Annotated in this window: 27 protein-coding genes and 1 pseudogene; 7 read left to right on the top strand and 21 right to left on the bottom strand. The window is 63.2% G+C overall.

Annotated features, from left to right (window positions below; all coding sequences use genetic code 11):
* Positions 1 to 116: 116 nt before the first annotated feature.
* Positions 117 to 1,415, bottom strand: coding sequence for a citrate synthase (gene gltA / locus OKW39_RS30445; protein WP_090809684.1), 1,299 nt, complete (start codon positions 1,413 to 1,415; stop codon positions 117 to 119).
* A gap of 381 nt (positions 1,416 to 1,796) precedes the next feature.
* On the opposite strand from gltA, the gene OKW39_RS30450 reads away from it, so the two are divergent.
* Positions 1,797 to 2,198, top strand: a complete 402-nt coding sequence (locus OKW39_RS30450) for a hypothetical protein (RefSeq protein ID WP_429564351.1) — start codon at positions 1,797 to 1,799, stop codon at positions 2,196 to 2,198.
* Positions 2,199 to 2,260: 62 nt separating this feature from the next.
* Here OKW39_RS30450 and OKW39_RS30455 read toward each other — a convergent pair.
* The 3 genes and pseudogenes from OKW39_RS30455 to OKW39_RS30465 form a co-directional block, all read right to left on the bottom strand.
* Positions 2,261 to 2,389 (bottom strand): annotated as a pseudogene (locus OKW39_RS30455) (alpha/beta fold hydrolase); the annotation flags it as partial.
* Between the two features lie 222 nt (positions 2,390 to 2,611).
* Positions 2,612 to 3,664, bottom strand: a complete 1,053-nt coding sequence (locus OKW39_RS30460) for a rod shape-determining protein (protein WP_184031269.1) — start codon at positions 3,662 to 3,664, stop codon at positions 2,612 to 2,614.
* 189 nt (positions 3,665 to 3,853) lie between these two features.
* Entirely contained in the window at positions 3,854 to 4,516 is a 663-nt protein-coding gene (locus OKW39_RS30465) for an alpha/beta hydrolase (RefSeq protein WP_429564352.1), read from the bottom strand.
* A gap of 293 nt (positions 4,517 to 4,809) precedes the next feature.
* Between OKW39_RS30465 and OKW39_RS30470 the strand changes: the two genes are divergently transcribed.
* Positions 4,810 to 6,411, top strand: a complete 1,602-nt coding sequence (locus tag OKW39_RS30470; protein WP_429333776.1) for a DHA2 family efflux MFS transporter permease subunit — start codon at positions 4,810 to 4,812, stop codon at positions 6,409 to 6,411.
* A 54-nt stretch (positions 6,412 to 6,465) separates the two neighbouring features.
* Here OKW39_RS30470 and OKW39_RS30475 read toward each other — a convergent pair whose 3' ends face one another.
* The 8 genes from OKW39_RS30475 to OKW39_RS30510 all read right to left on the bottom strand — a co-directional run bounded on the left by OKW39_RS30475 (position 6,466) and on the right by OKW39_RS30510 (position 14,199).
* Positions 6,466 to 7,248, bottom strand: coding sequence for an AraC family transcriptional regulator (locus OKW39_RS30475; RefSeq protein WP_429564353.1), 783 nt, complete (start codon positions 7,246 to 7,248; stop codon positions 6,466 to 6,468).
* Positions 7,249 to 7,560: 312 nt separating this feature from the next.
* A complete protein-coding gene (locus OKW39_RS30480; RefSeq protein WP_429564354.1) occupies positions 7,561 to 9,075 on the bottom strand; it encodes an alginate export family protein in 1,515 nt (504 codons plus the stop codon).
* A gap of 92 nt (positions 9,076 to 9,167) precedes the next feature.
* Positions 9,168 to 9,863 carry a YoaK family protein gene (locus tag OKW39_RS30485; RefSeq protein WP_429564355.1) on the bottom strand — a complete coding sequence of 232 codons (696 nt, stop codon included), beginning with the start codon at positions 9,861 to 9,863 and terminating at the stop codon, positions 9,168 to 9,170.
* Entirely contained in the window at positions 9,860 to 10,774 is a 915-nt protein-coding gene (locus OKW39_RS30490) for a glyoxalase (RefSeq protein ID WP_429564356.1), read from the bottom strand. Before OKW39_RS30490 ends, OKW39_RS30485 begins: the two co-directional genes overlap by 4 nt.
* Before the next feature lie 40 nt (positions 10,775 to 10,814).
* Positions 10,815 to 11,261, bottom strand: coding sequence for a DoxX family protein (locus tag OKW39_RS30495; protein ID WP_429564357.1), 447 nt, complete (start codon positions 11,259 to 11,261; stop codon positions 10,815 to 10,817).
* 1 nt (position 11,262) lies between these two features.
* Positions 11,263 to 13,152, bottom strand: coding sequence for an amidohydrolase (locus OKW39_RS30500; protein WP_429564358.1), 1,890 nt, complete (start codon positions 13,150 to 13,152; stop codon positions 11,263 to 11,265).
* Positions 13,153 to 13,180: 28 nt separating this feature from the next.
* On the bottom strand, positions 13,181 to 13,348 hold the full coding sequence (locus tag OKW39_RS30505; RefSeq protein ID WP_184062561.1) for a DUF1427 family protein: 168 nt from the start codon (positions 13,346 to 13,348) through the stop codon (positions 13,181 to 13,183).
* A 164-nt stretch (positions 13,349 to 13,512) separates the two neighbouring features.
* Positions 13,513 to 14,199, bottom strand: a complete 687-nt coding sequence (locus OKW39_RS30510; RefSeq protein WP_429564359.1) for a hydrolase — start codon at positions 14,197 to 14,199, stop codon at positions 13,513 to 13,515.
* Between the two features lie 285 nt (positions 14,200 to 14,484).
* On the opposite strand from OKW39_RS30510, the gene OKW39_RS30515 reads away from it, so the two are divergent.
* The gene (locus OKW39_RS30515; RefSeq protein ID WP_429564360.1) at positions 14,485 to 14,766 is read left to right on the top strand and encodes a XapX domain-containing protein; all 282 of its coding nucleotides are present in this window, start codon (positions 14,485 to 14,487) and stop codon (positions 14,764 to 14,766) included.
* Between the two features lie 524 nt (positions 14,767 to 15,290).
* On the opposite strand, the gene OKW39_RS30520 is transcribed toward OKW39_RS30515, so the two are convergent.
* Positions 15,291 to 16,052, bottom strand: a complete 762-nt coding sequence (locus OKW39_RS30520; protein ID WP_429565463.1) for an alpha/beta fold hydrolase — start codon at positions 16,050 to 16,052, stop codon at positions 15,291 to 15,293.
* Positions 16,053 to 16,777: 725 nt separating this feature from the next.
* Between OKW39_RS30520 and OKW39_RS30525 the strand changes: the two genes are divergently transcribed.
* Positions 16,778 to 18,358, top strand: coding sequence for a cation:proton antiporter (locus OKW39_RS30525; protein WP_429363884.1), 1,581 nt, complete (start codon positions 16,778 to 16,780; stop codon positions 18,356 to 18,358).
* A 41-nt stretch (positions 18,359 to 18,399) separates the two neighbouring features.
* Positions 18,400 to 19,284, top strand: coding sequence for a pirin family protein (locus tag OKW39_RS30530; protein WP_429564361.1), 885 nt, complete (start codon positions 18,400 to 18,402; stop codon positions 19,282 to 19,284).
* 54 nt (positions 19,285 to 19,338) lie between these two features.
* Here OKW39_RS30530 and OKW39_RS30535 read toward each other — a convergent pair whose 3' ends face one another.
* From OKW39_RS30535 to OKW39_RS30550, 4 genes are all read right to left on the bottom strand, one after another.
* Entirely contained in the window at positions 19,339 to 21,045 is a 1,707-nt protein-coding gene (locus OKW39_RS30535; RefSeq protein WP_429564362.1) for an FAD-dependent oxidoreductase, read from the bottom strand.
* 292 nt (positions 21,046 to 21,337) lie between these two features.
* A complete protein-coding gene (locus tag OKW39_RS30540) occupies positions 21,338 to 21,937 on the bottom strand; it encodes an NADPH-dependent F420 reductase (RefSeq protein WP_429290569.1) in 600 nt (199 codons plus the stop codon).
* A 13-nt stretch (positions 21,938 to 21,950) separates the two neighbouring features.
* Entirely contained in the window at positions 21,951 to 22,157 is a 207-nt protein-coding gene (locus OKW39_RS30545; RefSeq protein ID WP_429564363.1) for a hypothetical protein, read from the bottom strand.
* 20 nt (positions 22,158 to 22,177) lie between these two features.
* Positions 22,178 to 22,912 carry an SDR family NAD(P)-dependent oxidoreductase gene (locus tag OKW39_RS30550; RefSeq protein WP_090810503.1) on the bottom strand — a complete coding sequence of 245 codons (735 nt, stop codon included), beginning with the start codon at positions 22,910 to 22,912 and terminating at the stop codon, positions 22,178 to 22,180.
* Between the two features lie 130 nt (positions 22,913 to 23,042).
* On the opposite strand from OKW39_RS30550, the gene OKW39_RS30555 reads away from it, so the two are divergent.
* Complete coding sequence (locus tag OKW39_RS30555) at positions 23,043 to 23,621, top strand: TetR/AcrR family transcriptional regulator (RefSeq protein WP_090809671.1); 579 nt, start codon at positions 23,043 to 23,045, stop codon at positions 23,619 to 23,621.
* 690 nt (positions 23,622 to 24,311) lie between these two features.
* On the top strand, positions 24,312 to 24,665 hold the full coding sequence (locus OKW39_RS30560; RefSeq protein WP_184070392.1) for a BON domain-containing protein: 354 nt from the start codon (positions 24,312 to 24,314) through the stop codon (positions 24,663 to 24,665).
* 225 nt (positions 24,666 to 24,890) lie between these two features.
* Here the strand turns inward: OKW39_RS30560 and OKW39_RS30565 are convergent, their stop codons facing one another.
* The 4 genes from OKW39_RS30565 to OKW39_RS30580 form a co-directional block, all read right to left on the bottom strand.
* Positions 24,891 to 25,082 carry a hypothetical protein gene (locus OKW39_RS30565; protein WP_429363890.1) on the bottom strand — a complete coding sequence of 64 codons (192 nt, stop codon included), beginning with the start codon at positions 25,080 to 25,082 and terminating at the stop codon, positions 24,891 to 24,893.
* 214 nt (positions 25,083 to 25,296) lie between these two features.
* The gene (locus OKW39_RS30570; protein WP_429564364.1) at positions 25,297 to 26,049 is read right to left on the bottom strand and encodes a hypothetical protein; all 753 of its coding nucleotides are present in this window, start codon (positions 26,047 to 26,049) and stop codon (positions 25,297 to 25,299) included.
* A gap of 259 nt (positions 26,050 to 26,308) precedes the next feature.
* A complete protein-coding gene (locus OKW39_RS30575) occupies positions 26,309 to 26,572 on the bottom strand; it encodes a hypothetical protein (RefSeq protein ID WP_429564365.1) in 264 nt (87 codons plus the stop codon).
* Complete coding sequence (locus OKW39_RS30580) at positions 26,499 to 26,792, bottom strand: hypothetical protein (RefSeq protein ID WP_429564366.1); 294 nt, start codon at positions 26,790 to 26,792, stop codon at positions 26,499 to 26,501. The genes OKW39_RS30575 and OKW39_RS30580 overlap by 74 nt, the downstream gene beginning before the upstream one ends.
* Positions 26,793 to 26,895 lie beyond the last annotated feature (103 nt).

Below are 26,895 nucleotides of genomic sequence, written 5' to 3' on the forward strand. Positions count from 1 at the left end.
CGGTGGCACGGGACGTGCAGGCGGCAGGATGCGCGGAACGTAAAAAAACCCACGGCCTCGTGAGCCGTGGGTTGGCGACCATCGTTGAACGCGTTGTCGGGCGTCTATCCGGCCTGTTACCGCTTCGCGACCGGCTTCGCCTCGCGCAGCGTCTCGCCGATGAACAACTGACGCGGACGGCCAATCTTCTGCTCGGGATCGGCGATCATTTCGTTCCACTGCGCGATCCAGCCGACCGTGCGTGCCATCGCGAAGATACAGGTGAACATCGACGTCGGAATGCCCAGCGCGCGCTGCACGATGCCCGAGTAGAAGTCGACGTTCGGGTACAGCTTGCGCGACACAAAATATTCGTCTTCGAGCGCGATCTTTTCCAGCGCCATCGCGAGTTTGAACAGCGGGTCGTCGTGCAGGCCCAGCTCTTCGAGCACTTCGTGGCAGGTTTCGCGCATCAGCTTCGCGCGCGGGTCGTAGTTCTTGTACACGCGGTGGCCGAAGCCCATCAGCTTCACGCCCGAGTTCTTGTCCTTCACCTTCGCGATGAAGTCGGGAATGTTGTCGACCGAGCCGATCTCTTCCAGCATGTTCAGCGCGGCTTCGTTCGCGCCGCCGTGCGCCGGGCCCCACAGACACGCGATACCGGCCGCGATACACGCGAACGGATTCGCCCCCGACGAACCGGCGAGCCGCACGGTCGACGTCGACGCGTTCTGCTCGTGGTCAGCGTGCAGGATCAGAATGCGGTCGAGCGCGCGCACCAGCACGTCGTTGACCTCGTACTCCTCGGCCGGATTCGAGAACATCATGCGCATGAAGTTCGCGCTGTACGACAGGTCGTTCTTCGGATACACGAACGGTTGACCGACGCTGTACTTGTACGCCATCGCGACCAGCGTGGGCAGCTTCGCGATCATGCGGATCGCCGATACGTCGCGATGCTGCTGGTTCGTGATGTCGAGCGAGTCGTGATAGAACGCGGACAGCGCGCCGACCGCCGCAACCAGAATCGCCATCGGGTGCGCGTCGCGACGGAAGCCGCGGAAAAAGAAGTGCATCTGCTCGTGCACCATCGTGTGCTGCGTGACGGTGTTCTCGAACTCGGCTTTCTGCTGGGCGTTCGGCAGTTCGCCCTTCAGCAGCAGGTGGCAGGTTTCGAGGAAGTCGGCGTTCTGCGCGAGGTTGTCGATCGGGTAGCCGCGGTAGAGCAGTTCGCCCTTGTCGCCGTCGATATATGTGATCTCGGAGTTGCACGCCGCCGTCGACATGAAGCCAGGATCGTACGTGAATTTGCCGGTCTGGCCGTACAGCTTGCGGATGTCGATGACGTCGGGGCCCAACGAGCCCTGATAGATCGGCAGATCGATGGTCTGGTCGCTGTCGGAAAAGCTCAGCGTTGCGTGTGACTTCGAATTCATGTACGTCTTCCTTTTGCTTGATACCGCACTCGCGCCGGCATGCATCGCAGTCGTACGGCGAGGCGCGACATCGGCGCTCCCGAAGACGGGCATGCTCAGGCTCCGCTGCGCATTCTACGGGTCGGCGTGTCGTTGATTGCGTCGATTGATCGCAACAGTCCATCTCCTTGGGCGCAACATTCGTTGTCGGCACGCGGCGGGTGCATCGCGATGCCGTTGAAAGTTGCACGAAAGTCGGAACACCAGCCGCAACAATGTTTTGCTGCCAGCACACTGCGTCGGCGTGGATCCATCTGCGATACTCGATCCGTGCATTGATGCTTGCGGCCCGCGATTCGAAGCGGGTTTTTTTGATCACACAGAAAAGCAGGACGAATACAAATGAATGTCTCTCTCGAAACGCTGTTTCCGGATCATGTCCATACCGAAGACCACACGGTCACCGCGCTGAATCATCAGGATATCGTCGTCGCGTTGTCGGCGGCGCTGAAGACGCAGAACGTCGCAGTGCTGCACATGCTCTATCCGCGCACCGACGCGCGCACGCATCGCAGTCTCGACACGCTCGTCGACGTGCTGCATGGACACGGCCTGCATGAAGTCGCCAATCTGATCGCGCAGGAAGCGCACTATCTGTTGTTCAAGGACCCGGTAAAGGCGTGGAAGGTATTCCACGAAATCCGCAACGACTCGCTCGCGATCGGCGTGCATCTGTACTATCACGGGCTCGTCGGCGAGGCGGCCGAACGCGCGCTCGACAAGGACGCGCATCGCAAGGCCTGATGCAGTAACGGGCGATCGGCGGCGCGCGCCGGCCGATCGCCCTTGATCTTCGCTTCACTTGCTCAGCGCGCGCTCATCGCCTGAATGAAATCATCCACGTAACGATTGAACGCGGACGGATGCGCGAGGTTCATGCCATGCGACGCACCGCGTACCGTTTCGCGGCGCGCATCGGGCAACCATCCCTGCAACGGAGTGTTTGCCAGCGTCGATCGAACGGCCCATCGCAAGCGTCTTCACGTGCGTCCGCAATAGAGACCTCGGGAGACACGCCGGGCCCGCATCGCGTCGCTTGCCCGTCACAGGGCCGGTAAAGCGCAGCGTCCATTTGCAGCCCGCCTTGCCAAAGGCCGGTTACCTTGCCACCGAATGCCGGGTTTTTGCCGAGCTGTAGTGAAGCCCTTATCCACCGCTCACGCGTCCCCGGCTTCGTCCACCCACCCCGCCGCGGCCGCCGCGCCCGCGCCGCGCACCGCGCAGGTCAGCGGTTCGTCGGCGACGTGCACGTCGAGGCCGATTTCCCGGCTCAAACGCCGCCCCAGATTGCGCAGCAGCGCGCCGCCACCGGTCAGCACGATGCCCTTGTGCGCGATGTCCGTCACGAGCTCGGCGGGAGCCAATTCGAGCCCGCGCTTCACCGCGCCGATCACCTGACTCAGCGGCCCTTCGATCGCCTCCGAAATATCGCGGTTGCTCAACTGCACCGTGCGCGGTAGCCCATCGTCGACGCTGCGGCCGGTTGCGTTCATCTGCTCGAGCGGCACGTCGTGCACGGCCGAGCCGATGGCTCTCTTGACGTGCTCGGCGGTCTGCTCGCCGAGCAGCACGCCATACAGATTGCGCACGTAGCCGATGATCGCCGCGTCGAAATTGTCACCGCCGACGCGCACCGAGCCACTATACGCGGTGCCGCCCAGCGCGATCACGCCGACCTCGGTGGTGCCGCCGCCGATGTCGACCACCATCGAGCCGGTCGGGTCGCCCACCGGCAGGCCCGCGCCGAGCGCCGACGCGAGCGATTCGCCGATCAGGCTGACCTTCCACGCGCCAGCCGCCTCGGCCGCTTCGCGGATCGCGCGGCGCTCGACGTGGGTCGCGGAGGCCGGCACGCACAGCGTGAATGCCGCGCGCCGGCTGAAGAGCGAACGCGGCCGCGCCATGTCGACGAATTGCTTGATCATGTGTTCGGCGGCGGAGAAATTGGCGATGACGCCGTGGCGCATCGGCCGCACCGCTTCCAGATTGCGCGGCACGCGGCCGAGCAGCTGGCGCGCCTCGGCGCCGATCGCGGCGATCCGCTTCGACCCGCTCGCGGGCTGCGTCTCGAAGCACACGACGGACGGCTGGTTCAGCACGATGCCGCCGTCGTCGGTATAGATAAGGGTGTTGGCCGTGCCGAGATCCACCGCCACGGCGTGGCGGAACAGTCGCTCAAAGAGCGGGTAATGCGGCGTCGGTCTGGCCATATGCAGGCTCTGATGTGTCGTTATGCGCCGTCCAAGGCGGTCTGGAAATGCGCCCCCGGTACCCCGAAGCCGCGCGACACGCCCCGCTGGGCGTTGCGCTTCCCGCACGGCGGGGGTGATTTTCAAGCTATTGCCCATATGACGGCAAGCCCATCAGAATCTTTAGGGCCACTTTCTAGTGGGTTTGTGTCAATCGCGCGACAGCTCGCCCAGTGCGCGTTCCAGCGCGTCACGGCCGAGCGCGACGGCGTCGGCGGTGATCGTGTGGCCGACGCCGGGCAGCACGTAGGCGTCGACCGCATAGCCGGCGGAGTTGAAAGCGTCGGCCGCGGATTCGAGTTCGCGCACCGGGATCACCTCGTCGTTCTCGCCGTGGACGAGCGTGAGCGGCGTCGCGCGGTTCGACGACACGATCGGCGAGGCGAGCCGCCCCGAATACGCGACGACGCCGGCCGCGCCCTCAACGCTCGACGCGACGTGATGCAGCGCCATGATCGAACCTTGCGAGAAGCCGACCAGCGCAAGCCGATCGAAAGACAGCTGCCAATGCGCGAGCTCGGCGTCGAGCACGCGGCGCAGCGCCGGATAGGCGGCGGCGACGCGCGCCTCGCGGTTCGCCGCGCCGACGTCGCGCAGGCTGAACCACTGGCGGCCGCCGAAGCCGCCGTCGAACGGATCGGTGCCGTCGAGCGACACGAACGCCGTGCCGGGCAGCTCCTCGCTCCAGATGTCGGCGAGCGGCATCAGATCGCGCGCGTTGCTGCCGACGCCGTGCATCAGCACGACGAGGCTCGTCGCGGGCGTGTTTTGCGGCGCGCGCCGCCAGCCGTGTTCGAATTGTTGCCAGCTCATGGTGGGGTCCTTTTTTCCGTGGGATTGGGTGTACGTTTCGGCCTTTGCTGACGCAACCTCAGCCGCGAGCATACGCCGCGTGCCGCGTTCGCGCCGTCGGGCGCCGCATCGGCTGCTGCCGTGGCCGGCGCCGCCCGGCGATTGCGGGTATGCTTTTGCGCATCGACGGACCCGCCGCCGCGGTGCACGGTCCACGGCATCCTGCGCCGACCATGCATTGCGAATCGCGCGCCCTCGCCGTCCGTCCTCACGCCGTTCGCGCCGTCCGCCGCAAAACCTCCGGAGAACGCCTTTTGAGCCAGCCCAACGCCGCGCCTGATTCCGCGTCGCCGCCGCCTCAGCCACCCGCGCCACCGTCGCCGCCCGCGCCTCTCGAAGGCGGCCGGCTGGTTCTCGCGACGATCGCCGTCGCGCTCGCCACGTTCATGAACGTGCTCGACACGTCGATCGCGAACGTCGCGATTCCGACCATTTCCGGCAACCTCGGCGTCTCGGTCGACGAAGGCACGTGGGTGATCACCGTGTTCGCGGCCTCCAACGCCGTGGCGATTCCGCTGACCGGCTGGCTCACGCAGCGCATCGGCCAGGTGAAGCTGTTCGTCGGCGCGATCCTGTCCTTCACGCTCGCGTCATGGCTGTGCGGCATCGCGCCGACGCTGCCGATCCTGCTGCTGGCGCGGGTATTCCAGGGCGCGGTGGCCGGGCCGCTGATTCCGTTGTCGCAGGCGATCCTGCTCGGCTCGTATCCGAAGGAGAAGTCGTCGACCGCGCTCGCGCTGTGGGCGATGACCGCCACCGTCGGCCCGATCGCGGGCCCGGCGCTAGGCGGCTGGATCACCGACAGTTACAGCTGGTCGTGGATCTTCTACATCAACATCCCGGTCGGCCTGTTCGCGGCCGGCGTCACGTGGATGATCTACCGCACCCGCGAATCGCCGACGCGCAAGCCGCCGATCGACGTGGTCGGTCTCGGCCTGCTGATCACGTGGGTCGCGTCGCTGCAGATCATGCTCGACAAGGGCAAGGATCTCGACTGGTTCTCGTCGCCGGTGATCGCGATTCTCGGCCTCGTCGCGCTGATCAGCTTTGCGTTTTTCCTCGTATGGGAGCTGACCGAGGAGCACCCGATCGTCGATCTGCGGCTCTTTCAGCAGCGCAATTTTCTCGGCGGCACGATCGCGATTTCGATCGCCTACGGGGTATTTTTCGGCAATCTCGTGCTGCTGCCGCAATGGATGCAGGAGTACCTGAACTACCGTTCGATCGACGCCGGCCTCGTCACCGCACCGCTCGGCATCTTCGCGATCATTCTTGCGCCGATACTCGGCCGCGTGCTGCCGCACTCGGACGCGCGCGTGATCTCGACGGTCGCGTTCGTCGGCTTCGCGATCGTGTTCTATATGCGCTCGAAGTACGTGATCGAGATCGATACGTGGCACCTCGTGCTGCCGACGCTGCTGCAAGGCATTCCGATGGCGCTGTTCTTCGTGCCGCTAACGGCGATCATCCTGTCCGGCCAGCCGCAGAGCCGGATTCCGGCGGCGGCGGGGCTGTCGAATTTCGTGCGGGTGTTCTGCGGCGCGGTGGGCACGTCGATCGCGGGTACCGCGTGGAACAACCGCACGATACTGCATCATGTGCGGCTCACCGAGCAGGCGTCGGTCGACAACCCGCTGTTCACGCAGCAGATCGACAACACGCAGTCGGTGCTGCATCTGAATCCACAATCGGCGAATGCGCTGTTCGATTTCACCGTGAACACGCAGGCCGCGATGATGGGCCTGAACGACGTCTTCTATGTGTCGGCGATCATCTTCGTGCTGATCATTCCGCTGATCTGGATCACGCGGCCGGCCAAGGGCGGAGGTGGACCGGATGCGGCCGGCGCTCATTGAGGCAGATTCGTTTTCGCGCGACGGCGACGCTCGCGCGGTGGCCACGAAGCGGCGTCAGCGGAAATAGCGCGCCGGCGTGTCGCCGAACGCATCGCGAAACACCGCGATAAACGACGACACGTCGTTATAGCCGACTTCGAGCGCCACCTGCGTGACGCTCTCACCGGCACCCAGATGTTCGAGCGCGGCCAGCAGACGCAACTGCTGGCGCCATTGACCGAAGGTCTGCCCCGTTTCCTTCGCGAACAATCGCGCGGCCGTGCGCGCGGTCACGCCCGCAGCCGCGGCGAGTTCCTCCAGCACCAGCGATTGCGCGGGATTCGCGCTGAGCGCCTCGGCGATGCGCCGCGCGCGCGGATCGCCTGGCCAGTTCAAGCCAAGCGGCGCGGCGGGCAAGCCGGCGACGCGATCCAGCAGCACCTGCAGCAGACGGCGGGCGGGTTCATCGGGCGTGTGATCGTGCGGCAGATCGGCCGCGGCGGCGAGCAGCGCCTGCACCAGGGTGTCGGGGATCAGCGCGCCGGTCTGCGCGGGCAGCGGCGCGTCGGCGGAGTCGGCGGTGGCGTCTATTGCGGCATCGGTTGCGACGTAGAGCGAATACGACTGCACCGGCCGCGTCGCGTGCAGGCAGTGCAGCGTATTCGCGGCGATCCACAGCGCGCGGGCGGGCGGCACGACCCAACGGCCGGATGCCGTGCGCACGGTCAGCACGCCTTCGCTGACATGAATCAGACGCGCGCGCCGATACGCGCGCCACGGCTCGTCCAGCGTCGCATGGCGCTCGCCGACCACGAAGACCGCTTGCTCGATGCCGTCCGGATCGAAGGCTTCCGTCATGGTGTCTGCTCTGACGCGGGACGTCCGCGAAGGGAGCAAGATTAGCACGCGCGCGGGGCCCGGCTGCGAGGCGGGCTAACAGGGGCTCGCCACCGTGAGCGCGCAACCCGCCTAAAGCGGGCAGCTCAAAAATCTCTCGAAGGCGATGTTAACTTTCTCGGCAAGCTGTTAGCCTTGAGCACCTGAACAACGAGCCCCTTCGTCAATCGGGCCAGCCGTAGTCAGAGCCTGAACGAGGTTGACAAATGGCGCGATCCCCGGCAACGCTGCTCGCGCCGCCGGGATCGCCACGAGCCTGATCGCCGATGAGTCCTACCACCCGTACTTGAGTTCGACGCCGGCGTAGTCGGCATTGCGGCCGCCCGCCTCACGAATCGAGTTTCCCACCTGGAAGTGCACGGCTTCGACCGAACCTACCAGATTTGCCGCAATCGTCCAGTCCGCGCGCAACTGCACGTACATGCCGGTCCACCGGCTGCCCTTGCCCGCCGTGCCCGGCACTGGCTGATTCGGCTGCTGGTACACGGCGTCGCCGGTCGTCTCGCGCCACTGGAAGCCCAGCGCGCCAAGCAGCGTGAGATTGGCCGAAGGCTTGAGCGTGATGGATGGTTTGATGTGGATCAGGTTCGCGTAGCCCGTATAGCCTGCGAGCGTGAAGTAATAGCCGTTCGGAAATAGCGGATTGAAGGTCTCGAGCCGCCCATCATGCGGGTGCCGGTCGCCAGAGGCAGCGTCGATCTGCAGCGCGACGCGCGGCGTCCACGGCAGGTCGAGCTTGTAACCCGCGAGCGAGCCGACCGCCCACGCGAGAACCGTACTATTGCCGACCGTTCCCGTCTGCAGCATCGCCTCGGCATCCCAATCGACGCGGCCGCGCGTGCCGAAATAATGCAGGTCCCAGACGTCGCGGTGCTCAGAACCTTGAGCGTCGAGGTATCGCGCGTTGGTGTTGTTGTAGCGCGACCAGTAGCCGGACATATCACCCGGCCCGACGGATTGGCGCTCGAAACGCACGCCGCTGAAAGTGAGATTGCGGTTCGACACGTCGTCGAACACCGTCGCGTTACGGTACTGCACGGGCTGCGTCGCATAGGCGATAAAGCGCCACTTCTGGTATTCGTAGTCTGCCCAGATGGCATCGAACGCCTGTCGTACGTTCGGGCCATCGCGTACGGCAATGAAACGCTGCAAGTCGAATCCCATTTCCTGGCGGCCAACGCGAAACTTGAACGTACCGCCGCCGACCGCTCCGGTGTAGGCCACGAATGCCTGCTCGAGATCGAGCGGATTCTTGTCCACCGGCGTGACCACGTTCTTGCCAAACGCCCGCGCATCCACGAGTTGCGCGAAAAACTGCCAGTGCTCGGCGAGATGTGCATCGGCATGCACTTCGATGCGCTGAATCAGATAAGTATCCGACTGCGCAGAGCCGATACCGAACAGCGGGGCGTCATTGGTTTCGATACGCTCACGCAGGTTCGCGCCAAGCGACAGATATGAGGCGGGGTCGCCGCCGAGCGGAATGTACTTGAGGCTGTCGAGTGGCTTGCGCGGAACGCAGGGGTTCGCAAGCACCGACCAGTCCTCCTGCCAGCGGTTGAACATCACGGCAGGACGTTTGACGTTACACGCGTCGGTCGTTGTGGCGTCATTCACCACCGTGCCAGTGGTCGCGCCGGCCGAGTCAGCCGCGAGGCTCGCACCCGCAACCGGTTGCGCAGCCGTATCCGCGAACGCTGCATCGGCGCCCATCAGCAACAGCCCGGCGATGGCCGTCAAGCGCGCGGCCTTCTCGAATCGACGCCCGCGCGCCGTGCTCGATACCATGGATTTCTTTGCCTGTGTCCGCTTGTGTTTGTGTTTGCCCGTCCCGCTCACGCGCCGGGCCTGAGCGGGATGATTCCCTGCGCCGCCTGGATTCATGAGTGCCCCGGCACGATCGCGCGCTCATGCTCTCCCGTGGTCACCGCGAGCCCGACGAGGGCGCACGCCGGCGCAAGCAGCGCCCAGAAGCCCATGTAGACCACCCCCAGTGCCCCGGCCACCGCGCTAACCGCAAACGCGACAATGGCCGGCATCATCGAGCCGAAGCGCGAGCGCGCCGCGGCGCGCACGCTGTCGACCGTGCCCGGCGACAGCATGTCGATCACGTCCAGAACGGCTTGCGTGACGTTGCCCGTCATTACGGTATTCGGCACGCCAGGACGCTGGATCAGGCGCGGATGCGCATTCTGCACACCCATCGCGAACGCACCCACGACGCCGGCCACGATGACAGGCAAGCTGTCGGGCCGGCTGACCGGCGTCGCCCATACGCCGGCGAGGCAAAAGCCGACGATCAGCACGGCCTGCACCGCATAGAGCAGGCGTGCGCCCTGACGCGCATGCCCCTGCGAGAGCCAACGCACGAGCAGGCTGCTGAGAACGACCCCGCCGATAAACGCGGGGAACACGATCAGCTTGAGCAGAACGCCCTGCCCCGAGCCCGCGATGCCGGCGCCAATCAACACGAAGTTGCCCGTCACGTGTGCGGTGAACAGACCGAACAGTGCAACGAAGCTCAGCGTGTCGACAAAGCCGGCGATCGCGGCAAGGATCGTGTCCTCGGACTTCATTGCGCCGCGCCTGCGTGAATTTCGGCGATATAGCCGCCCGGGAACTGCACGACCGCGGCATCACGCCCGGCCGAGGTGAACGGCGGCACCAGCACATTGACGCCAGCGGCCTTCGCCTTTTGAAGCGTTTCGGCCAGATTCGATACTTCGTAGCCGGTCACTTCGCGCCCGAACGGGTAAGGCAGATGACCGTCCGTCACGAGCACGGTCATCTTGCCGAACGGCGATTCGATTCGAATGCGGCGATAGGTGTCGTCAGGTCTGCCGATCTCGACACCCGGCGCCTTCAGGTCATCGGACACCACCTTGCCGTGCGAGAATTTGACGAAATCGTGAACCAGCTTGTGCACGCTTTGCGGCGACACGTAGACCCGATTCTCGGGAATGGTCTGCAGCTTGTCGTAGTGCGGGGCCTCGGTGTGCCAGTAGAGCTGCATGTTGGTACCACCCGGCCACGTGATGATCGCATCGCGGCCGATCGGGTCGGGGAACGTATCGACGATCACATCGGCACCGAGTGCACGCGCCGACTTCACCGCCGCGTCCATGTCCGTCACGAGGTAGCCCGTGCGCTCCGCGCCGAAGGGATACGGCATGGGCGTCTTGAAGCCGAACACGGAGATCGTGCCTGCCGGGGTAAATACGAGCTGCGACATCGTCTGACTCGGTGTCGGCGTGACCTGGAACACACCCTGCTTCGACTTGCTGCCGCCGAACGTCGCCACGAAGCTGTCGGTGAAGCGGTCGAAGTCCTCTGGCGCCACGTATACGTGCGTCGTGTCGTACTGCGGACCGACTGCGACCGACGGCGCTTCGACCGGCGCTACGGGCGGCTTCGCGAAAGAAACGGGCGCGGCGACGAGACCGCCCGCGATCATCAGGGCAACTAAGGCAGTGCGAATTGGTTTCATAGCGGAATTTCCTTGATATTTCATCGTACTGATCAATCGGTCAGGCGCGGTTCTCGCCGGCCGGACGCTGCGAATCGCCAAGCAGGATCGCGAGCACGAGCCCCGCGATCAGTCCCAGATGCTCGAAAAAACTGTTGAGCGCCATGAAGCGCTCGACACCGACATGGTTCCAGAAGTCGTTGGCAACCAGCATCGCGACGACGGTCAGCATGCCGAGGCCGCCTGCGCCGATCCACGCGAAGCGGCGCAATACCACGCACAGCGAGCCGACGATCTCTACCGCCACCGCGAGCGCTGCCCAGAGGGCGGCCGGGTGCAGGCCGAAATGCGCCTGCTCCGCAATTGCGCCCTCGAAGTTCAGCGCTTTGGTGACACCGCCGATGAGGTAGGCGGACACGAGCGCAAGGCGCACGAGCGGCCCAACCCACGGCGGCGATAGCAGCGCACGAACCCATGCGGGGTTGCTGCTGCCGTTCCATATCGTCATGTCAGATCGCCCAGCAAGAGCAGCCGAATGCGCCCCAGAAGCCCTTTGCATCCGAAGTCGGCAATGCGCTGGCCCACGCGCTCGCATGCGCATGGCCGTGCACATTGCAGGCGCTCGCGCAGGCGCACATCGCCGCGGCAGCGGCGCGTCCGAGCGGCGCGCCCTCGCGCTGCGTAGCGCCCCAGCCGCCATAGCCGCCGTATTGGCGCACCGGCGACCAGTCCGGCATTGCAGGCGGGATTGGCTGATCGTGTTGCGAGAATGGGCCCGCGCCCCAGACGATCTTTCCGCCGACCACCGTGAGCAATGCGGTGGTGCCGGCAATGTCGTCCTCCGCGCACGAGAAGAAGTCGCGGTCCGGAACCATGAGGTCGGCAAGCTGCCCGGGCACCATGCGCCCTTTCTTGCCCTCTTCGTTCGAGAACCAGGTGACGTACTCCGTCCACATGCGCAGCGCGGTATCGCGATCGAGCAGGTTACGTTGCGGATACATCCGCAGACCGCCGACTGTCTTGCCGCTCACGAGCCATGCGAGCGACACCCACGGGTTGTACGACGCGACGCGCGTCGCATCGGTGCCGGCCGAGACCTTGATGCCCTTCTCGAGCATTCTCGCGACGGGCGGCGTGGCTTGTGCCGCCTGCGCGCCATAGCGCTCGACGAAATACTCGCCCTGATAGGCCATGCGATGCTGAACCGCGATGCCGCCACCCAGCGCCGCAATGCGATCCATCGATCGCTCGGAAACGGTTTCCGCGTGGTCGAAGAACCAGTTGATTCCGTCGAGCGGAATATCCTTGTTGACCTTCTCGAACACATCGAGCGCACGGCTGATGGTTTCGTCATAGGTCGCATGCAGGCGCCACGGCCAGCGGTTCTGTGCGAGTACCCGCACCACGCCTTCGAGTTCGCCCTCCATTCCGGGCGGCAGTTCGGGGCGCGCCACGCGGAAGTCCTCGAAGTCGGCCGCCGAAAACACCAGCATTTCACCCGCACCGTTGTGGCGGAAGTAGTCCGAACCATCGTGATACTTGACCGAGCCGGTCCAGTTCACGAAGTCTTCCTTTTCGGCCTTCGGCTTTTGCGTGAAGAGGTTGTACGCGATGCGCACCGTCATCTCGCCCGCATCATGGAGCTTGCGGATGACTTCGTAATCGTCCGGGTAGTTCTGCGAGCCGCCGCCGGCATCGATCGCGCCGGTCACGCCAAGGCGGTTGAGTTCGCGCATGAAATGACGCGTCGAATTGTATTGATACTCCAGCGGCAGCTTCGGGCCTTTCGCGAGTGTCGCGTAGAGGATCGACGCATTGGGGTTCGCCAGCAGCAGCCCGGTGGGGTTGCCCGCGCTGTCGCGCATGATCGTGCCGCCCGGCGGCTCCGGCGTATCCTTCGTGTAGCCCACCACGCGCAACGCGGCGGCATTGAGCAGCGCCCGGTCGTACAGATGCAGGATGAAGACCGGCGTATCCGGCGCGACGGCGTTCAACTCATCGAGCGTCGGCAGCCGCTTCTCTTCGAATTGGTGCTCGGTGAAGCCGCCGACCACGCGCACCCATTGCGGCGCGGGCGTGATCGCAACCTGCTGCTTGAGCATCTCCATGGCAACGGCGAGCGAGCGCACGCCGTCCCAGCGCAGCTCCATGTTGTAGTTCAGACCGCCGCGGATCAAATGCAGGTGATTGTCGATGAGGCCTGGCAGCACCGGCCGGCCACCGAGATCGATAACTTTGGTCGCGCGGCCCGCGAGCGGCATGACGTCGGTATCGCTGCCGACCGCGACGAAGCGGCCATCGGCAATCGCCACGGCACTGGCGATCGGGTTCGAACGATCCAGCGTGGTGAACCGTCCGTTGTGCAAAATGAGATCGGGATGGGTAGCGGTTGCGCTCATTTGCGTTTCCTCGTTTCTATCAGTTCGATTAAAAGCCCAACAATTGCCTCAGGGATGGAACGGCCTGTGCGCCGATCAACATGCCAAGCAGGCCGATGAGGGCAACGAGCGGAGGCGCGGGCGAGCGGACCTTGATCACGCTGTAGATCACGCCTATCAGCATCCCTGCACCGAGGGACACCAGATAAGATTCCATACGATCAGTCTCTCCGTGAGATTGGAATGCTGATGCGAGACCTCGCGGTTCAACCCGCGTACCTCGCGGGGAATGCACTGCAGCGCAGCGATCGGCAGACCGCGTGCGCTGCCGCCGACTTCACGCGCAGCGCATCGCCCCGCTTTCGGCGATCGCGGAGGCGATTAGCGGGCCGGTACAGCCGGCAGCACCTCGTGCGGCGTAGCCGTGCGCTGCGCTGCCTTATGGACCATCGTGTACGCGTAGTCGACGCCCATGCCGTACGCGCCCGAATGTTCCTTCGCGATCGCCATCACGGCGTCGTAGGTCGCGCGGTGAGCCCAGTCACGCTGCCATTCGAGCAATACCTGCTGCCACGTGACGGGCACGGCGCCCGCCTGGACCATGCGCTGCATCGCGAAGTCGTGCGCGTCTTTCGACGTGCCCCCTGATGCGTCGGCCACCATGTAGATCTCGTAGTCGCCTTCGAGCATGGCGCAGAGCGCGAACGTCGTGTTGCAGACCTCGGTCCACAGACCCGCCACGACCACCTTCTTGCGGCCATTCGCGGCGAGCGCGTCGCGTACCTTCTGGTCGTCCCACGAATTCATCGACGTGCGTTCGAGTACCTTGTGCTCGGGGAACACGTCGAGCAGTTCCGGATACGTGTAACCCGAGAAGCTTTGCGACTCGACCGTGGTGATCGTGGTCGGAACGTTGAACACCTTGGCCGCCTTGGCCAGACCGACGACGTTGTTCTTCAGCACCTGGCGGTCGATCGACTGAACGCCGAACGCCATTTGCGGTTGGTGATCGATGATGATCAGTTGGCTGTTCTGAGGAGCGAGAACTTCGAGCTTCGAATTGTTCATGACGGGTATGTCCTTTGAACCGGAGAGAGGAGGAAGCCGCCATGCCGGCATGACCGGCAGGCGTCCAATGTGCATTGGCGCTGGGCAATTCGACATCCAGCTCCGGTTATTTGACACGCAAGGACAGAGCAGCAACAACTAAAAAGGGATTAAATTTTATTGCCCAAAGAATTAATCTTAAAAGCTCTTAATTGGTATTTTCTTAATCCAGAGTAGCCGGTAGTCTTTCCACGAATTCGCTGGGTAGATCCTGTAACGGGACAGGTCGTCAATGAGACTCGCATTATGAAACCGTATATCCTTTCCTTGTTGGCCGGCATCCTTGCCGGGGTCGTCTACGGTGCGATCGGCGTGCAATCGCCGGCCCCGCCCACCATTGCGCTGGCGGGCCTGCTCGGCATGCTGGCCGGCGAGCAGATACTTCCCCTCGCACGCAAGGTGCTCTCCGGTTACAAGTTGGGTGCCGCATGGCGCGAGGCGAAATGCAGCCAGCACATGTTCGGCTCGCTGCCGGGCGCTCAAGGCTCCAACGCGGCCGCAAGGGACCCGCAGTCATCCTCATTCTGAGCGGCACTTCACCGAAGCCGCGGTAAATTCGAGGCGGTTGTCTTCACAGCGGTCTTGCTGCGGCGGAGCAGCTTGACCTGCGACTGCGCGATGTCACTCCATGTCTGCTCCGCTCGACGCACGGCGCAATCAAACGACTCGTCTTCCACCGTGCAGCGACCGTCTACCGTGATCAGCCACCCCTTGCGCGTACGCGTGCAACTCACGCGTCCGTCTTCCATGAGGTCGGCGTACCAGCGCCAGACACGCGCATCGTCAGCGTTCGCACGAACGGCGGCAGCGAGACGCGCGATCTCGAGGCTATGCGGGTGCGAGCCTTGCAGTTTCAAACCCATTTCATTCCCTTTTCGAAGCCACTCAAAACTGGGCACTCACGCATACCCCGTCGCACGGCGGGGTATGGTGGTCGCGATTGGCATCGAGCTTAGGCGACGCGCGCCTGAAAGTCCTTGTGACAAGCTGAAGAGTTCTGAACAGACGCGCGTTGCCTCGCAGGCGCGTCAGGCAGATCTCGTCGTAGCGCCTCAGGACTTGAGGAACGCGAGCAGGTCCGCATTGACCTGATCGACGTGCGTGCTGCACATGCCGTGCGGCGCGCCCTTGTACACCTTGAGCGTCGCGTTCTTGACGATCTTCGCCGAGAGCTTCGCCGAATCGTCGATCGGCACGATCTGGTCGTCGTCGCCGTGCAGGATCAGCGTGGGCACGCTGATCTTCTTGAGGTCGTCGGTGTAGTCGACTTCAGAGAATTGCTTGATGCACTCGTACTGGCCTTTGATCGAACCGGCCATGCCCTGGCGCCAGAAGTCCTGCACGAGGCCCTGCGAGACTTTCGCGTCGGGGCGGTTGAAGCCGTAGAACGGCGTGGCCAGATCCAGATAGAACTGCGAGCGGTTCGCCGCCACGCCGGCGCGGATGTTGTCGAACACCGACATCGGCAGACCGTTCGGATTGTTCGCAGACTTGACCATTTGCGGCGGCACTGCGCCGATCAGCACGGCCTTCGCCACGCGCTTTTCGCCATGGCGGCCGATGTAATGCGCCACCTCGCCGCCGCCCGTGAAATGGCCCACGAGCATCGCGCCCTTCACGTCGAGCGCGTCCAGCACAGCCGCGAGATCGTCGGCGTAGGTGTTCATGTCGTTGCCCTCGGACGGCTGGCCCGAACGGCCATGGCCGCGGCGGTCGTGCGCGATCACCCGGTAGCCCTGATTCACCAGGAAGAGCATCTGCGCGTCCCACGCGTCAGCCGAGAGCGGCCAGCCGTGCGAGAAGACGACCGGCATGCCCGTGCCCCAGTCCTTGAAGAAGATCTGCGTGCCGTCCTTCGCGCTCACGTAGTTGCCGCCGTGATGATGCGAGGTGCCGTGCGTATGCGCCGAACCGCCCGTCACGGACGCGGTTGCGTTCGCGGACAGGCTCGACATGGCGGCCACGGCGCCCGCCATGCCCGCACTTGCCGAAAGCAGCCTGCGGCGGGACGCCGAAGGCCTGGTCGAATCGATTTGCTGGGTGTTCATGCTAAATCTCCGTCGTTGCATCGCCGCGCGCGGGCGTGGCGACGACCTTGCGTGTTCAGATGGATAGCGATGCGGCGAGGCGCGAGAACTCGCTGAATAGCGCCACATGCAGGCAGGCACTCTAATGACGCAAGCGGCCGAAGTCCTTGGCGCAAACTGAAAAGTTCTGAAACGAAGCCGCAATGCCTTTGCGCCCAGCGAGGCGCAAAAGCTTTAGCCACGATTCGGCGCCGTCGTCGCGCTCACGCACGACCCAAAGCTCGATCGAACGGATATCTCGCATGCGCCAGAGATTAAATATTCTTAATCAGACTCTGCCTGATCCAGACGAACCTATACTTTTTCCGCGAGCCTTTCGCGTAGTTCCTGTCACGCCACGTTCACCAACCAAGACTCGCATCATGAATCCGTACATCCCTTCGCTGCTTGCCGGTACTCTCGCCGGGGTCGTCTACGGTCTGATCGACGTGCAATCCCCGGGCTTCTAGCGGATGAACAACGTCGAGTTTTTTCATTACCTCCTGCTGTTGATCTGCGGAGCGGGCGCCCTGACGTGGCTCGCGGAGCGCATCGCGATCCCGCCCGCCGTCGTTCTGCTGCTCGGCGGCTGTGTGATCGCAGTCGCCGGCAGGCGCGTACCCGACGTGGACCCGAACCTGCTGCTCGCGGCCGTGCTGCCGCCGCTGCTGATGTCGAGTTCGTTCTATACGGCGTGGAAGGAATTCCAACGCGGCATCGGCACGATCGTTTCGCTCGTGCTCGGGGCCGTGACATTCACCACCGTCGCCGTGGCTGTCGCCGTGCATGCCTTCAACCCGAACCTGCCATGGGCGGCGTGCTTCACGCTCGGTGCGATCGTCTCGCCGCCCGACGCGGTCGCCGCCAAAGCGATCCTTCAGCGCCACCCGCTACCCGCCAGGCTCGTGGCCGTGCTGGAAGGCGAAAGCCTCGTGAACGACGCGTCGGGCCTGCTGCTCTATCAGATGGCGGTCTCGGCAGCGCTAGCCGCGACGATCACGGTCACGAGCGGATCGGTGCTGTTCTTTACGCTTACCCTGATCGGCATCGCGGTCGGCATCGTGTGCGGCCAGGCCATGTGTTGGGTGCTGCCGCGTCTGGGCGATCCGATGCTCGGCATCGTCGTGACCTTCGTTATGGCGTGGGCCAGCTACGGTATCGCGGAGGCCGTCGGCGGATCGGGTGTGCTGTCCGTCGTGACCTGCGGTCTCGTGCTCGGCATCCGCCAGCATCGGGTATTCGACGCCGATATGCGCATAAAAGCCAAGGCGACCTGGGAAGCGGTCGTGTTCGTGCTCGAGGCGCTGGTCTTCATCCTGATCGGCCTCACACTGCATGCACTCCTCTCACGGGTGAATCACGAATCGGCCGTGTTGACGGCCGGGCTGCGTGTCGCGTTGCCGGCAACTGCGGCAGCCATCGTTGCGCGCCTCGCATGGGTGTTCGCTGCGATCTGGCTGCCCGACCAGATACGCGCGAAACGCTCGGGCCGCGAGCCGTGGAGCTTCAAGGAAGCGGTTGTGCTCGGCTGGGCGGGTATGCGCGGCGTCGTCAGTCTGGCGGCCGCAATCGCGCTGCCAGACAATTTCCCCGGCCGCGACCTGATCGTCTTCAGCACATTTCTGCTGATCATCGCGACGCTTGTCGTGCAGGGCGGCAGCCTCGCGCCGCTCATCCGGCTGCTGAAACTGCGCCCGACAGCCCGTCACTCCATGTCCGAGCATGAGGCGCGCGCCCATGCGTTCGGCGCCTCTCTCGCTGCGCTCGAGGAAATCGACGAGCGCTCGTCCGGCATCGAACGCGCGACGTTCGAGCGGCTGCTAGCCGAATACCGGATTCGCGTCACCGCGAACGAAAGCGCATGCCAGTTGGGTGCGGACCGAATCGAACACCGTGCGCACTTCCTGCGTGTCGAACTCGAACTCGTTGGCGTGTCGCGCGAGGCATTGCTCGGCCTGCATCGCGACGGCAAGGTGGACGACGCGGTCCTGCATCGCATCGAATCCGAACTTGATTTCGAGGAGCTGCGGCTGTTGCGGCTGCTCGAACCATGACGGTTTGCCTCCACGTCGGCCCTTAACGAAAGGTCTTCATCATGCCCACTACGATCAAGGCTCTGCTCACGCCACGCGAAAGCGACATCGGCAACCTGATCGTGCGGCGCGTGCTTCCCGCCCGTGCCGCGCGCCTCATCGGACCATTCATTTTCTTCGACCATATGGGGCCAGCCGTGCTGCCCGCTGGCAGCGGCGTGGATGTGCTGCCGCATCCGCATATCGGCCTCGCGACCGTCACGTACCAGTTCGAAGGCTCGTTCATGCATCACGACAGCCTCGGCTACCGGCAGAAAATCGTACCCGGCGACGTGAACTGGATGACGGCCGGTCGCGGCATCGTCCATTCAGAACGCACGCTGCTGGAGGATCGGCCAGTTGAACAGGCGATCCACGGCATTCAGACCTGGGTCGCGCTGCCTGTCGAACACGAAGACGCCGCGCCCGCGTTCATTCATCATCCGGCCGATACGCTGCCGACATTCACGCGCGACGGGACAACCGTACATGTGATCGCAGGCACGGCTTTCGGGAAGACTTCGCCGGTCGAAGTCTTTTCACCGACGCTCTACGTCTATGCCGAGTTCGCGGCTCCCGGTCGCCTTGCATTCGATGCAGAGCACGAGGAGCGCGGCGTCTATCTCGTCGGCGGAGATCTGACCATCGACGGGACGCCGTTGTCTCCGACAACGATGGCCGTGCTGGAGCCGCGTGCAACGGTCGAACTCGCCAGCGCGCATGGCGCGCGCATGATGCTCCTCGGCGGCGCGCACCTGCCGGGCGAACGCTTCATCGAGTGGAATTTCGTGTCTGGTTCGCGCGAGAAAATTGTGGCTGCGCGGCAAGCCCGGGCTGCGCAGACCTTCGGCAAAGTGCCTGGCGAAGAGCATGAGTGGACGCCTCAACCCGAGCGTGGCGCACATTGAGCATTGACTTGGGGAGCGATTGCGTTTGGCGCGTCATGCCGCTCATTGCGCGCCTCAAGAAGCCTTGACGCGCGCTTCGTCTCGACCGAGCCACGCATGAATCTGGCTGACTACCGCTGCGCCGTCTCCTACCGCTGCGGCCACCCGCTTCGGCGCCCCTGATCGGACGTCGCCGATCGCGAAAAGCCCCGGCACGTTCGTCTCGAGTGGGAAGCGCTCAGTGCCTGCGTTCGCATCGGGCGGCCCCGTTTCGACAAAGCCGCGCTCATCCAGTTGAACGCCCATCGATGTCAACCAGTCTGTTTTTGGATCGGCGCCGATGAACAGGAAAAGATGCTGTATCTCAATGAGCTCACTGCCCTGTTCGTGATGAAAGACGCGAATTCGCTCAAGACCACCGTCGCTCGCTTCCAGTGATTCAAGCGTGCATCGTGCGCAGATCGACACGTTTGGCAGAGCGCTGAGCCGGTCTATCAGGTAACGGGACATGGTGGCTTCGAGACTATGGCCACGTATCAAAACGCGTATGCTTTTCGCGAAGTTGGCGAGAAAGACGACAGCCTGCCCAGCCGAGTTACCGCCACCGATCAGCACAACGTCTTTCCCGCTGACGAGACGCGCCTCGATGGGCGACGCCCAATAGTAGATCCCTCTGCCCTCGAAGCGCTCAAGGCCCGTCACGGAAGGCTTTCGATACACCGCTCCGCTCGCGACCACGACTGTCCGCGCACGCACGCGCTGTCGATCGGAAAGCGCGAGCACGAAGTTGCCCGCCGCGCCCTCGACCCGATCGACCGCAGTGGGAATGGCCACGTGAGCACCAAATTTCAATGCCTGCTGAAACGCGCGTGCTGCAAGAGCTTGCCCCGATATGCCCGTCGGAAAGCCAAGATAGTTCTCGATACGTGCGCTCGCACCGGCCTGACCACCTGGCGCGCGCCGATCGAAAACCACGACCGAAAGCCCCTCCGACGCCGCGTACACGGCCGCCGCGAGGCCCGCTGGACCCGCGCCGATGATAGCGATGTCGTAGCACTGCGACGCACAGAACGTCGGCACCAAGCCGAGCCGGGTGGCGAGCTCCACTTCGTCGGGCGCCCTCAGGACCGACCCGTCCGGGCAAAAAACAAGCGGGAAATCGTCGGCCTTCGAAGTGAGGCCGGCGAGCAGCTGCACGGCGTCCGAATCCTTGTGTGCATCGATCACCGCAGCCGGATAGGCATTGCGCCGCAAAAAGCCTTGCAGGCGGACCACCCTCGCGTCGTCGCCCTTGCCGACGATAATGGGACCGAGCCCCTGCTCGATGAGCCCGAGACGCCTCAGGATCAACGCGCGCGTGATGTGCTCGCCCAACTGGGCGTCCGCGATGATCAGCGCCCGCAACTGCTCTGAGTTCAGGACGAGCGTATCGCAGTCAGTCATGGCAATCGCGTCCACCAGCGACGGCTTGCCGGTGAGTTGCGCCATTTCGGCCATGAAATGGCCGTCATGATGGTCTGTCACGACCGTGGTACGCCCTTGCGGGTCGCACGAATAGATCCGCACACTCCCGCGCAGCAAGATGAATAGCCCTTCTGCAATGCGCCCCGTCCTGAAGATCGAATCGCCGGCCTTGAACGACTTCGGGCGGCCATAACGGCTCGCACTGCGTATCTCCGCATTGGAAAGGCGCGGAAACATTTGATGCTGCCGATATTCAAGGGACGAAAACGGAAGTTCAGAGTCGAGTGAGCTTGCGTTCGTGTTACCTGCGTCGATCATATTCGCCTCGCCTGACGGCCGCGTTGAGTTCGAGTCCGGATGTTAGCGACATCAAGCCCAAAAGTTCTTGTTGCGAAGCTGAATAGTTCTGAAGAGACCAGCAACCCTATGGGAAGCGCTTTCCCGTCGAATGGGCCATTGCGCCACGCGCAACACGAGCTCGCGCGCTGAGTATATTCAGCTGGGAGCTCGTGTTGTTTTGCTTGGTGAGCATCGCACGCGCCTACCGAAGGCTCGAGTTCGGTAGCTGGACTCGCTCGGAAATGCTGGGCGGACGTGACGTGACGCGCCGCTATTTGAACTTGACGAGATCCTTGAAGATCAGTTGAGCCCAGGTATTCCCCCTGGCCTGGACGAGCGAACCGCCATCCTTGAGCGGTCCTAGCGCAATCGGCGCGAAACCGAGTTGTTCAGCCAGAGCCGCGACCGGTGCCACCGCACTTTCGTCATCGCTCGACAGAAACACGACGCGGCTGCCGCCATTCACACTCGGATCAGCGGCCAGAACGGCGGCGGGCAGATGGTTAAAACCCTTGACGAACCTGGACCCGGTAAACGCCTTAGCGACAACTGCGGAGGACGGCAGCCCTTGTAGCTCTTCGACGGGAACGCCGTAAGCATTTGTCGCGTCGATGACCGTCTTGCCCTTCCAACTCTTGATCTGCTTCGCGACCTCGCGGTGCTCCCAGAAAGGAACCGCCAGGAAGATCGTGTCGGACGCGATTGCATCCTGCAGCGTCCTGGGGACGACGGTAGGGCCGATCGCTCGTGCCTGCTGCATCAACGTCTCGGGAGGGCGCCGGCTGGCGACCGTTACGTCGATGTTCTTTCTTGCAAACGCTCGAGCGAGTGCCTGGCCTACCGCGCCAAAACCAATAATCGAATAGCTCATGCGAACTCTCCATTCAGGTGACGTTTTGATCAACCACGGATCCATGGTGATTATTGGCAACCGGGCGCGCGGGAGCGTTGCCCGCGTTAGGCGGCCCGCTGCGCGCGATGCGCCACGCGAGCCACAGCAGACACGCGGAGCCGAGCGCCTTCAACGCCGTTTGCAGCGACAACAGCGCGAGCAGACGTGACAATACCCGCTGGACAATCACCGAAACCAATCCAGCTTTTCGGCGCGATTTCAGATAGCCGAGAAGCCGCCGTCGACAGACAATTCCACCCCATTCACGAAGCTCGAATCATCTGAAGCAAGAAACAGCGCGACCGTCGCAATTTCCTCAGGACGACCCATCTTTCCCCGCGGGATCAGGGATTCGAACATCCGCTTCGCCTCCTCGGTGAGAACCTGGTCCTGCATCGGTGTGGCGATCGGTCCCGGGCTCAGCACATTCACCCGGATATTCCTGCCCTTCAGTTCGTTAAGCCAAGTGCGTGCGAATGAGCGCAACGCCGCCTTGCTCGCCGCATACACGCCGTAACCAGGAAAACCTTTCACCGAAGCAACCGACCCGGTCATGAAGATCGATCCGCCATCGTTGAACAACGGCAACGCCTTCTGAACCGTAAACAGCGTGCCGCGCGTATTCAGGCCGAAGGTCGCATCGAAGTCCTGCTCGGTAATCTCGCCCAGTGGAACGGCTTCGCCCATGCCAGCGCTCGCGAACAGGATGTCGATCTTGCCCTTTTCACGCCTGACTGTATCGAACAGGCGGTCGAGGTCGTCGAGATTGGCCGCGTCGCTGCGCACGCCGGTCACGTTCCGGCCAATCTGCTTGACGGCTTCGTCGAGCACCTCCTGCCTGCGGCCCGTGATGAAAACATAGGCGCCTTCTTCGACGAACCGCTTGGCGCTCGCCAGCGCCATGCCGCTCGATCCCCCCGTGATGACTGCAACCTTACCCTCAAGCTTTCCCATGACATCTCCTTTCGTCGTGTCGGACAGCGTCTCGGTTCCCATCTGCACAAATGTGCTGTATCTTGTGGATCACTGATCCAGATACGAATTCATTATAGACGGATCACCGATCCGTTTGTCAAGGCGATTTATGCGAGCCGACGCCAGAAAAAATTACAGCCATCTACTTGCGGTCGCGCGTGACGTCGTCACCGAGCATGGCGCCGATGCGTCCATGCGAGATATCGCCCGCCGGGCCGACGTCGGGTTGGCCACACTGTTTCGCCATTTCCCGACACGAGAAGCCTTGTTCGAAGCGTTGCTGCGTATGAACGTGGACGAACTGATACAGCAGGCAGCCAAACTAGAAACGTCGAATCCGCCTGACGAAGCGCTGGTGTCCTGGTTTCGCGAAGGGGTTGCATTCGTTCGTAGCTATAGCGGCATTTGCGCCTTGTTCGCGACCGCGCACGCGGACCCTGACTCCGCGCTTCACGCTTCGAGCACAGCGCTGCGTTCAGCGGGCGCGCGACTACTGCGCCGTGCTCAGGCCGAGGGAACGGCGCGCGCCGATATGGATGGGGTCGACCTGTTCGCCCTGATGTCGGCGCTCGGCTGGCTCGACGGCCAACCCGGATTCGCGCCACGCGGGGATCATCTCTTTCACATTATTACGAGCGCCATCCTGACAAACCGGTCGAGCAACGATGTCGAGAAGGCAACGTGTTGAATCAGATCGCCGACGCATACTTTCCTACCAGGAAAGCCCCGGGGATTCGAACCAGACGACGCAAAGCTAACTGGAGCCGACACTCGAATGGCCACTACCGCACTTGATCGATCGGCCGCTTCTGGCCGATCTTTGTCCGACGTCGATCAACGGCACGCGAGCAACTTCTGCCCTTCGACGTGGAAAGACCGCAACAGCAACTTCCAAAGTACAGCGGCCGTTCACGCGGATGTCTATGCGCCACACAAGGCGCGCGCGACGGTCAAAAGGAGAGCCTTGACGGCCTGCCTCGAAGTACTCAGCTTCAACGTCCGATACAAAGACTACGAGCGTCATAACCACACGGGCGCTAGCTGGAGCGCAAACACGCGCCAGTTGAGGCGTTCAGCGTTCCTTGCCATGTGTACTGGAGTCGGGCGCCTCCGTGCAGCGCGTTGAGGCGTAACCTTTCAGCACGCTGATCGTGCACGTGGTGAGGTGGCTTCCAATGCGTCACGCGTTCGGATCTGCGGTGACGCCTCGCCAGCGATACTGCGGCTGCTCATTCGCGAACTCGCCGATGATCGGCCTGCCAGCGGGCACGCGCGTCTGGATACGGGCTTTCCCTTAATCGTGCAAGCAGCTTTGTTAGAAGCGGAATGTTGGCTATCTTTGACTCACCATCTGCCAGGCCGAACGAGAGAGGCAATCATGAAAGCATGGAACGTCGTGAATCTGCTCGTCGTCGTGGGATGCGTGACGTTGACGTCGAACGTCTACGCGCAAGCCAGCAACGCTATGCCGATGGGCTCGAGTCCGGCTGCAAGTTCAGGCAAGGCGACGCCAGCGGACAAGAAGCTGGCTCGGGATGTACGCAAGGCGTTGTCGAAAGCGCCCAACTTCAACGTGTCGAACGTATTCGTCAAGGCGCGCGGCGGCGTCGTAACATTATCAGGCAGCGTGTCGGACGGTCCTCAGATCCAGCAGGCCGCGGAAGTGGCGAAGGGCGTGCCGGGTGTAACGTCGGTGAGTAACCATCTGACGCTCTATACGAAAGGCTATTGACGCTTCGAGGCGGCGCCGGGAAGTACTGGCCGTTTTCAGCCGTGAAAAGAGGAGCCGACGCTCTCGCAGGACGAGATGTTCACCGTGCCGGTGGACTATCCCTCCTGGTGCGTGGGCCACGAACGCTCGGACCTGAAGTATCTGAAGGATTCGGTGCGCGCGATGTACCGATGAAACGTTGTTCCAACAGCGCGAAAGGCACTTGCCGACCTGATACTCGGTCGTTCAAGTCCAGTTCGAATGTTCCTTGCGCAGCTTATCCGGCCTCGGGTTGGATTTAGAAATGTTGGCGTGGGTGCGAAGGAACGCGAGATAGTTGTCGTCTTCGGCCAGCAGGTAATCATTGAACTGTTCGGTAGCAGGGTCGGCGTAGACGATGTAGCCGCGTTCGTTGACGAGAAGGATGTCGTTAGGCATGGCGGTGTCTCCTCGAAGATTAACAGTACTTGAAAAGCAGGGGCCGAACAACCCGTGCTACGAGCATGACTAGGTCGGTAAGGCCGGTCTTCGTGGTCAGGGTGCTGAGCCCTCGCGAATTCCGACTCGATGGGGGGAAGGATTGCGTTCGTCGTCCCAGCTCCGGCCATTCGCCGCGCGCGATACCCGTCGCGCGGCGCGCCGCACGCCCGGTTCAATGCGATCGGCCGTGGCCGCCGCCACCCCAGTAACGGCCGCCGCCCCAGCCGCCACCGCCACCGCCACCGCCACCGCCGCCCCAGCCGCCACCGCCGCCCCAGTTCGCGTGACCGGCGCCCGAAGCGCTGCTGCCGTAGCTACCACCTCCCCAGCTGGCGTGACTGCCGCTCCACGCACCCTGTCCATTTCCCGAGTAAGCGTGGCTGTAGTAGCCGTTTCCATAGTACCCATGGCCCCAGTAGCCGTGGGCGGCCCAGTAGGTGTGATGGCCATAGTGGTAGTGGCTGTAACCGCCGCAACACCCGCCCCAGAAGGCGAACGACACCGACGGCCACCAGTAGTAGCCCGGCCAGTACCCGTAGTACGGGTATGGATACGCGTAGGGGTAGGCCGGTGGATAGGCGATTGGATAGTACGCCGGCGCGCCATAGGCGGGCGCGGGGGCGAAATCGTACGTCGATGGCGGCCCGTCGGGCGACGTGCCGTCGGGCATGTTGAATTCCTCTGGCGCCGGAGCCGGCTGCGACGGGTCCCCGGGCGCGACGGGCACGCCATGCTGCGTGGCCGCCGTCGGCACGGCGGGATAGCCATTCGGATAGGCAGTGGAATAGGTAGCAGGATAGCCCGGGTAATACCCGTAGCCTGGATAGTAGCCGTACGGTACGTAGTAACAACCAGACAGCGCGCCGGACAACGCAAGAACTGCAACGGCGCTGCCGGCGCGCAACGTTGCATCGAGCGGGTTCATGACATGCTCCCTCGTTATTCGCGCGGCGACATGCGCCTCACACTTTCCATTCAGCTTATGTCAGGGTTCCATGTTGCACGTTATAAAGTGGTAACGGCGTATTTCAGGTAGTGCCCCCCCCGGAGATTGAACTGAACATCGCGAGGTCGTATCCGCCTTCAGCTTTTCGCTGATCGCCCAGATTTCCTTGAGCTTCAGCGGAGGCTTCTGATCAGTGAGCTTTACGCTGGGCCGCGTGCAAGGCACCGTGAGGCCCGAACTAGCCTTTTTGCATCCAGTACTCGCCCTCGCATTTACTCTCATTTAGGTTCTGTGAGACGTCCGTGTTGGTCATAAAGTGAAGGATGCCGCAAATGCCACGCAGCTTCCCCGTGCCGCCGGTGAGCACCGTGCTTCCTATGACGGTGCGGACATCGACGGACTGGCCGGTTGCAGACTGTGAGATCCCGTCAAACTTGCCGAGAATCTTGTCGCCGCCTTCCAGGTTGTAAAAACCCATAGCCGATGACGGTGCCGTTGCCATCGACGGTGTCCACGGTGCCGCGCAGCCATTGCTCCGTGACGCTTACGCCAGCAAACATCAACGCGCCCTTGGGAAAGGTGCGATGCAGTTCATAGAGTGCGAGCGAATGCCCCGGTATGTCTTCAACGTCCAGCAGGTGAAGCAGCGTGTATTTCGAATTTTCGCCTGACACCTCGCAGGATATTTTCTCCCGCCTTTGAGCGGAACTTGACTGGTTCATAGTCAGCCTCCATTGCGTAGTCCGTTCACCTTGCCGATGACTTTGCCACTAACTTCGGTAGCGGGCCACCCGGCTCTGTCGACTAGCTAGGCGCTAGGTCTAC

It is taken from the genome of Paraburkholderia sp. MM6662-R1 (genome assembly GCF_050436245.1).
Classification (GTDB): Bacteria; Pseudomonadota; Gammaproteobacteria; order Burkholderiales; family Burkholderiaceae; genus Paraburkholderia; species Paraburkholderia tuberum.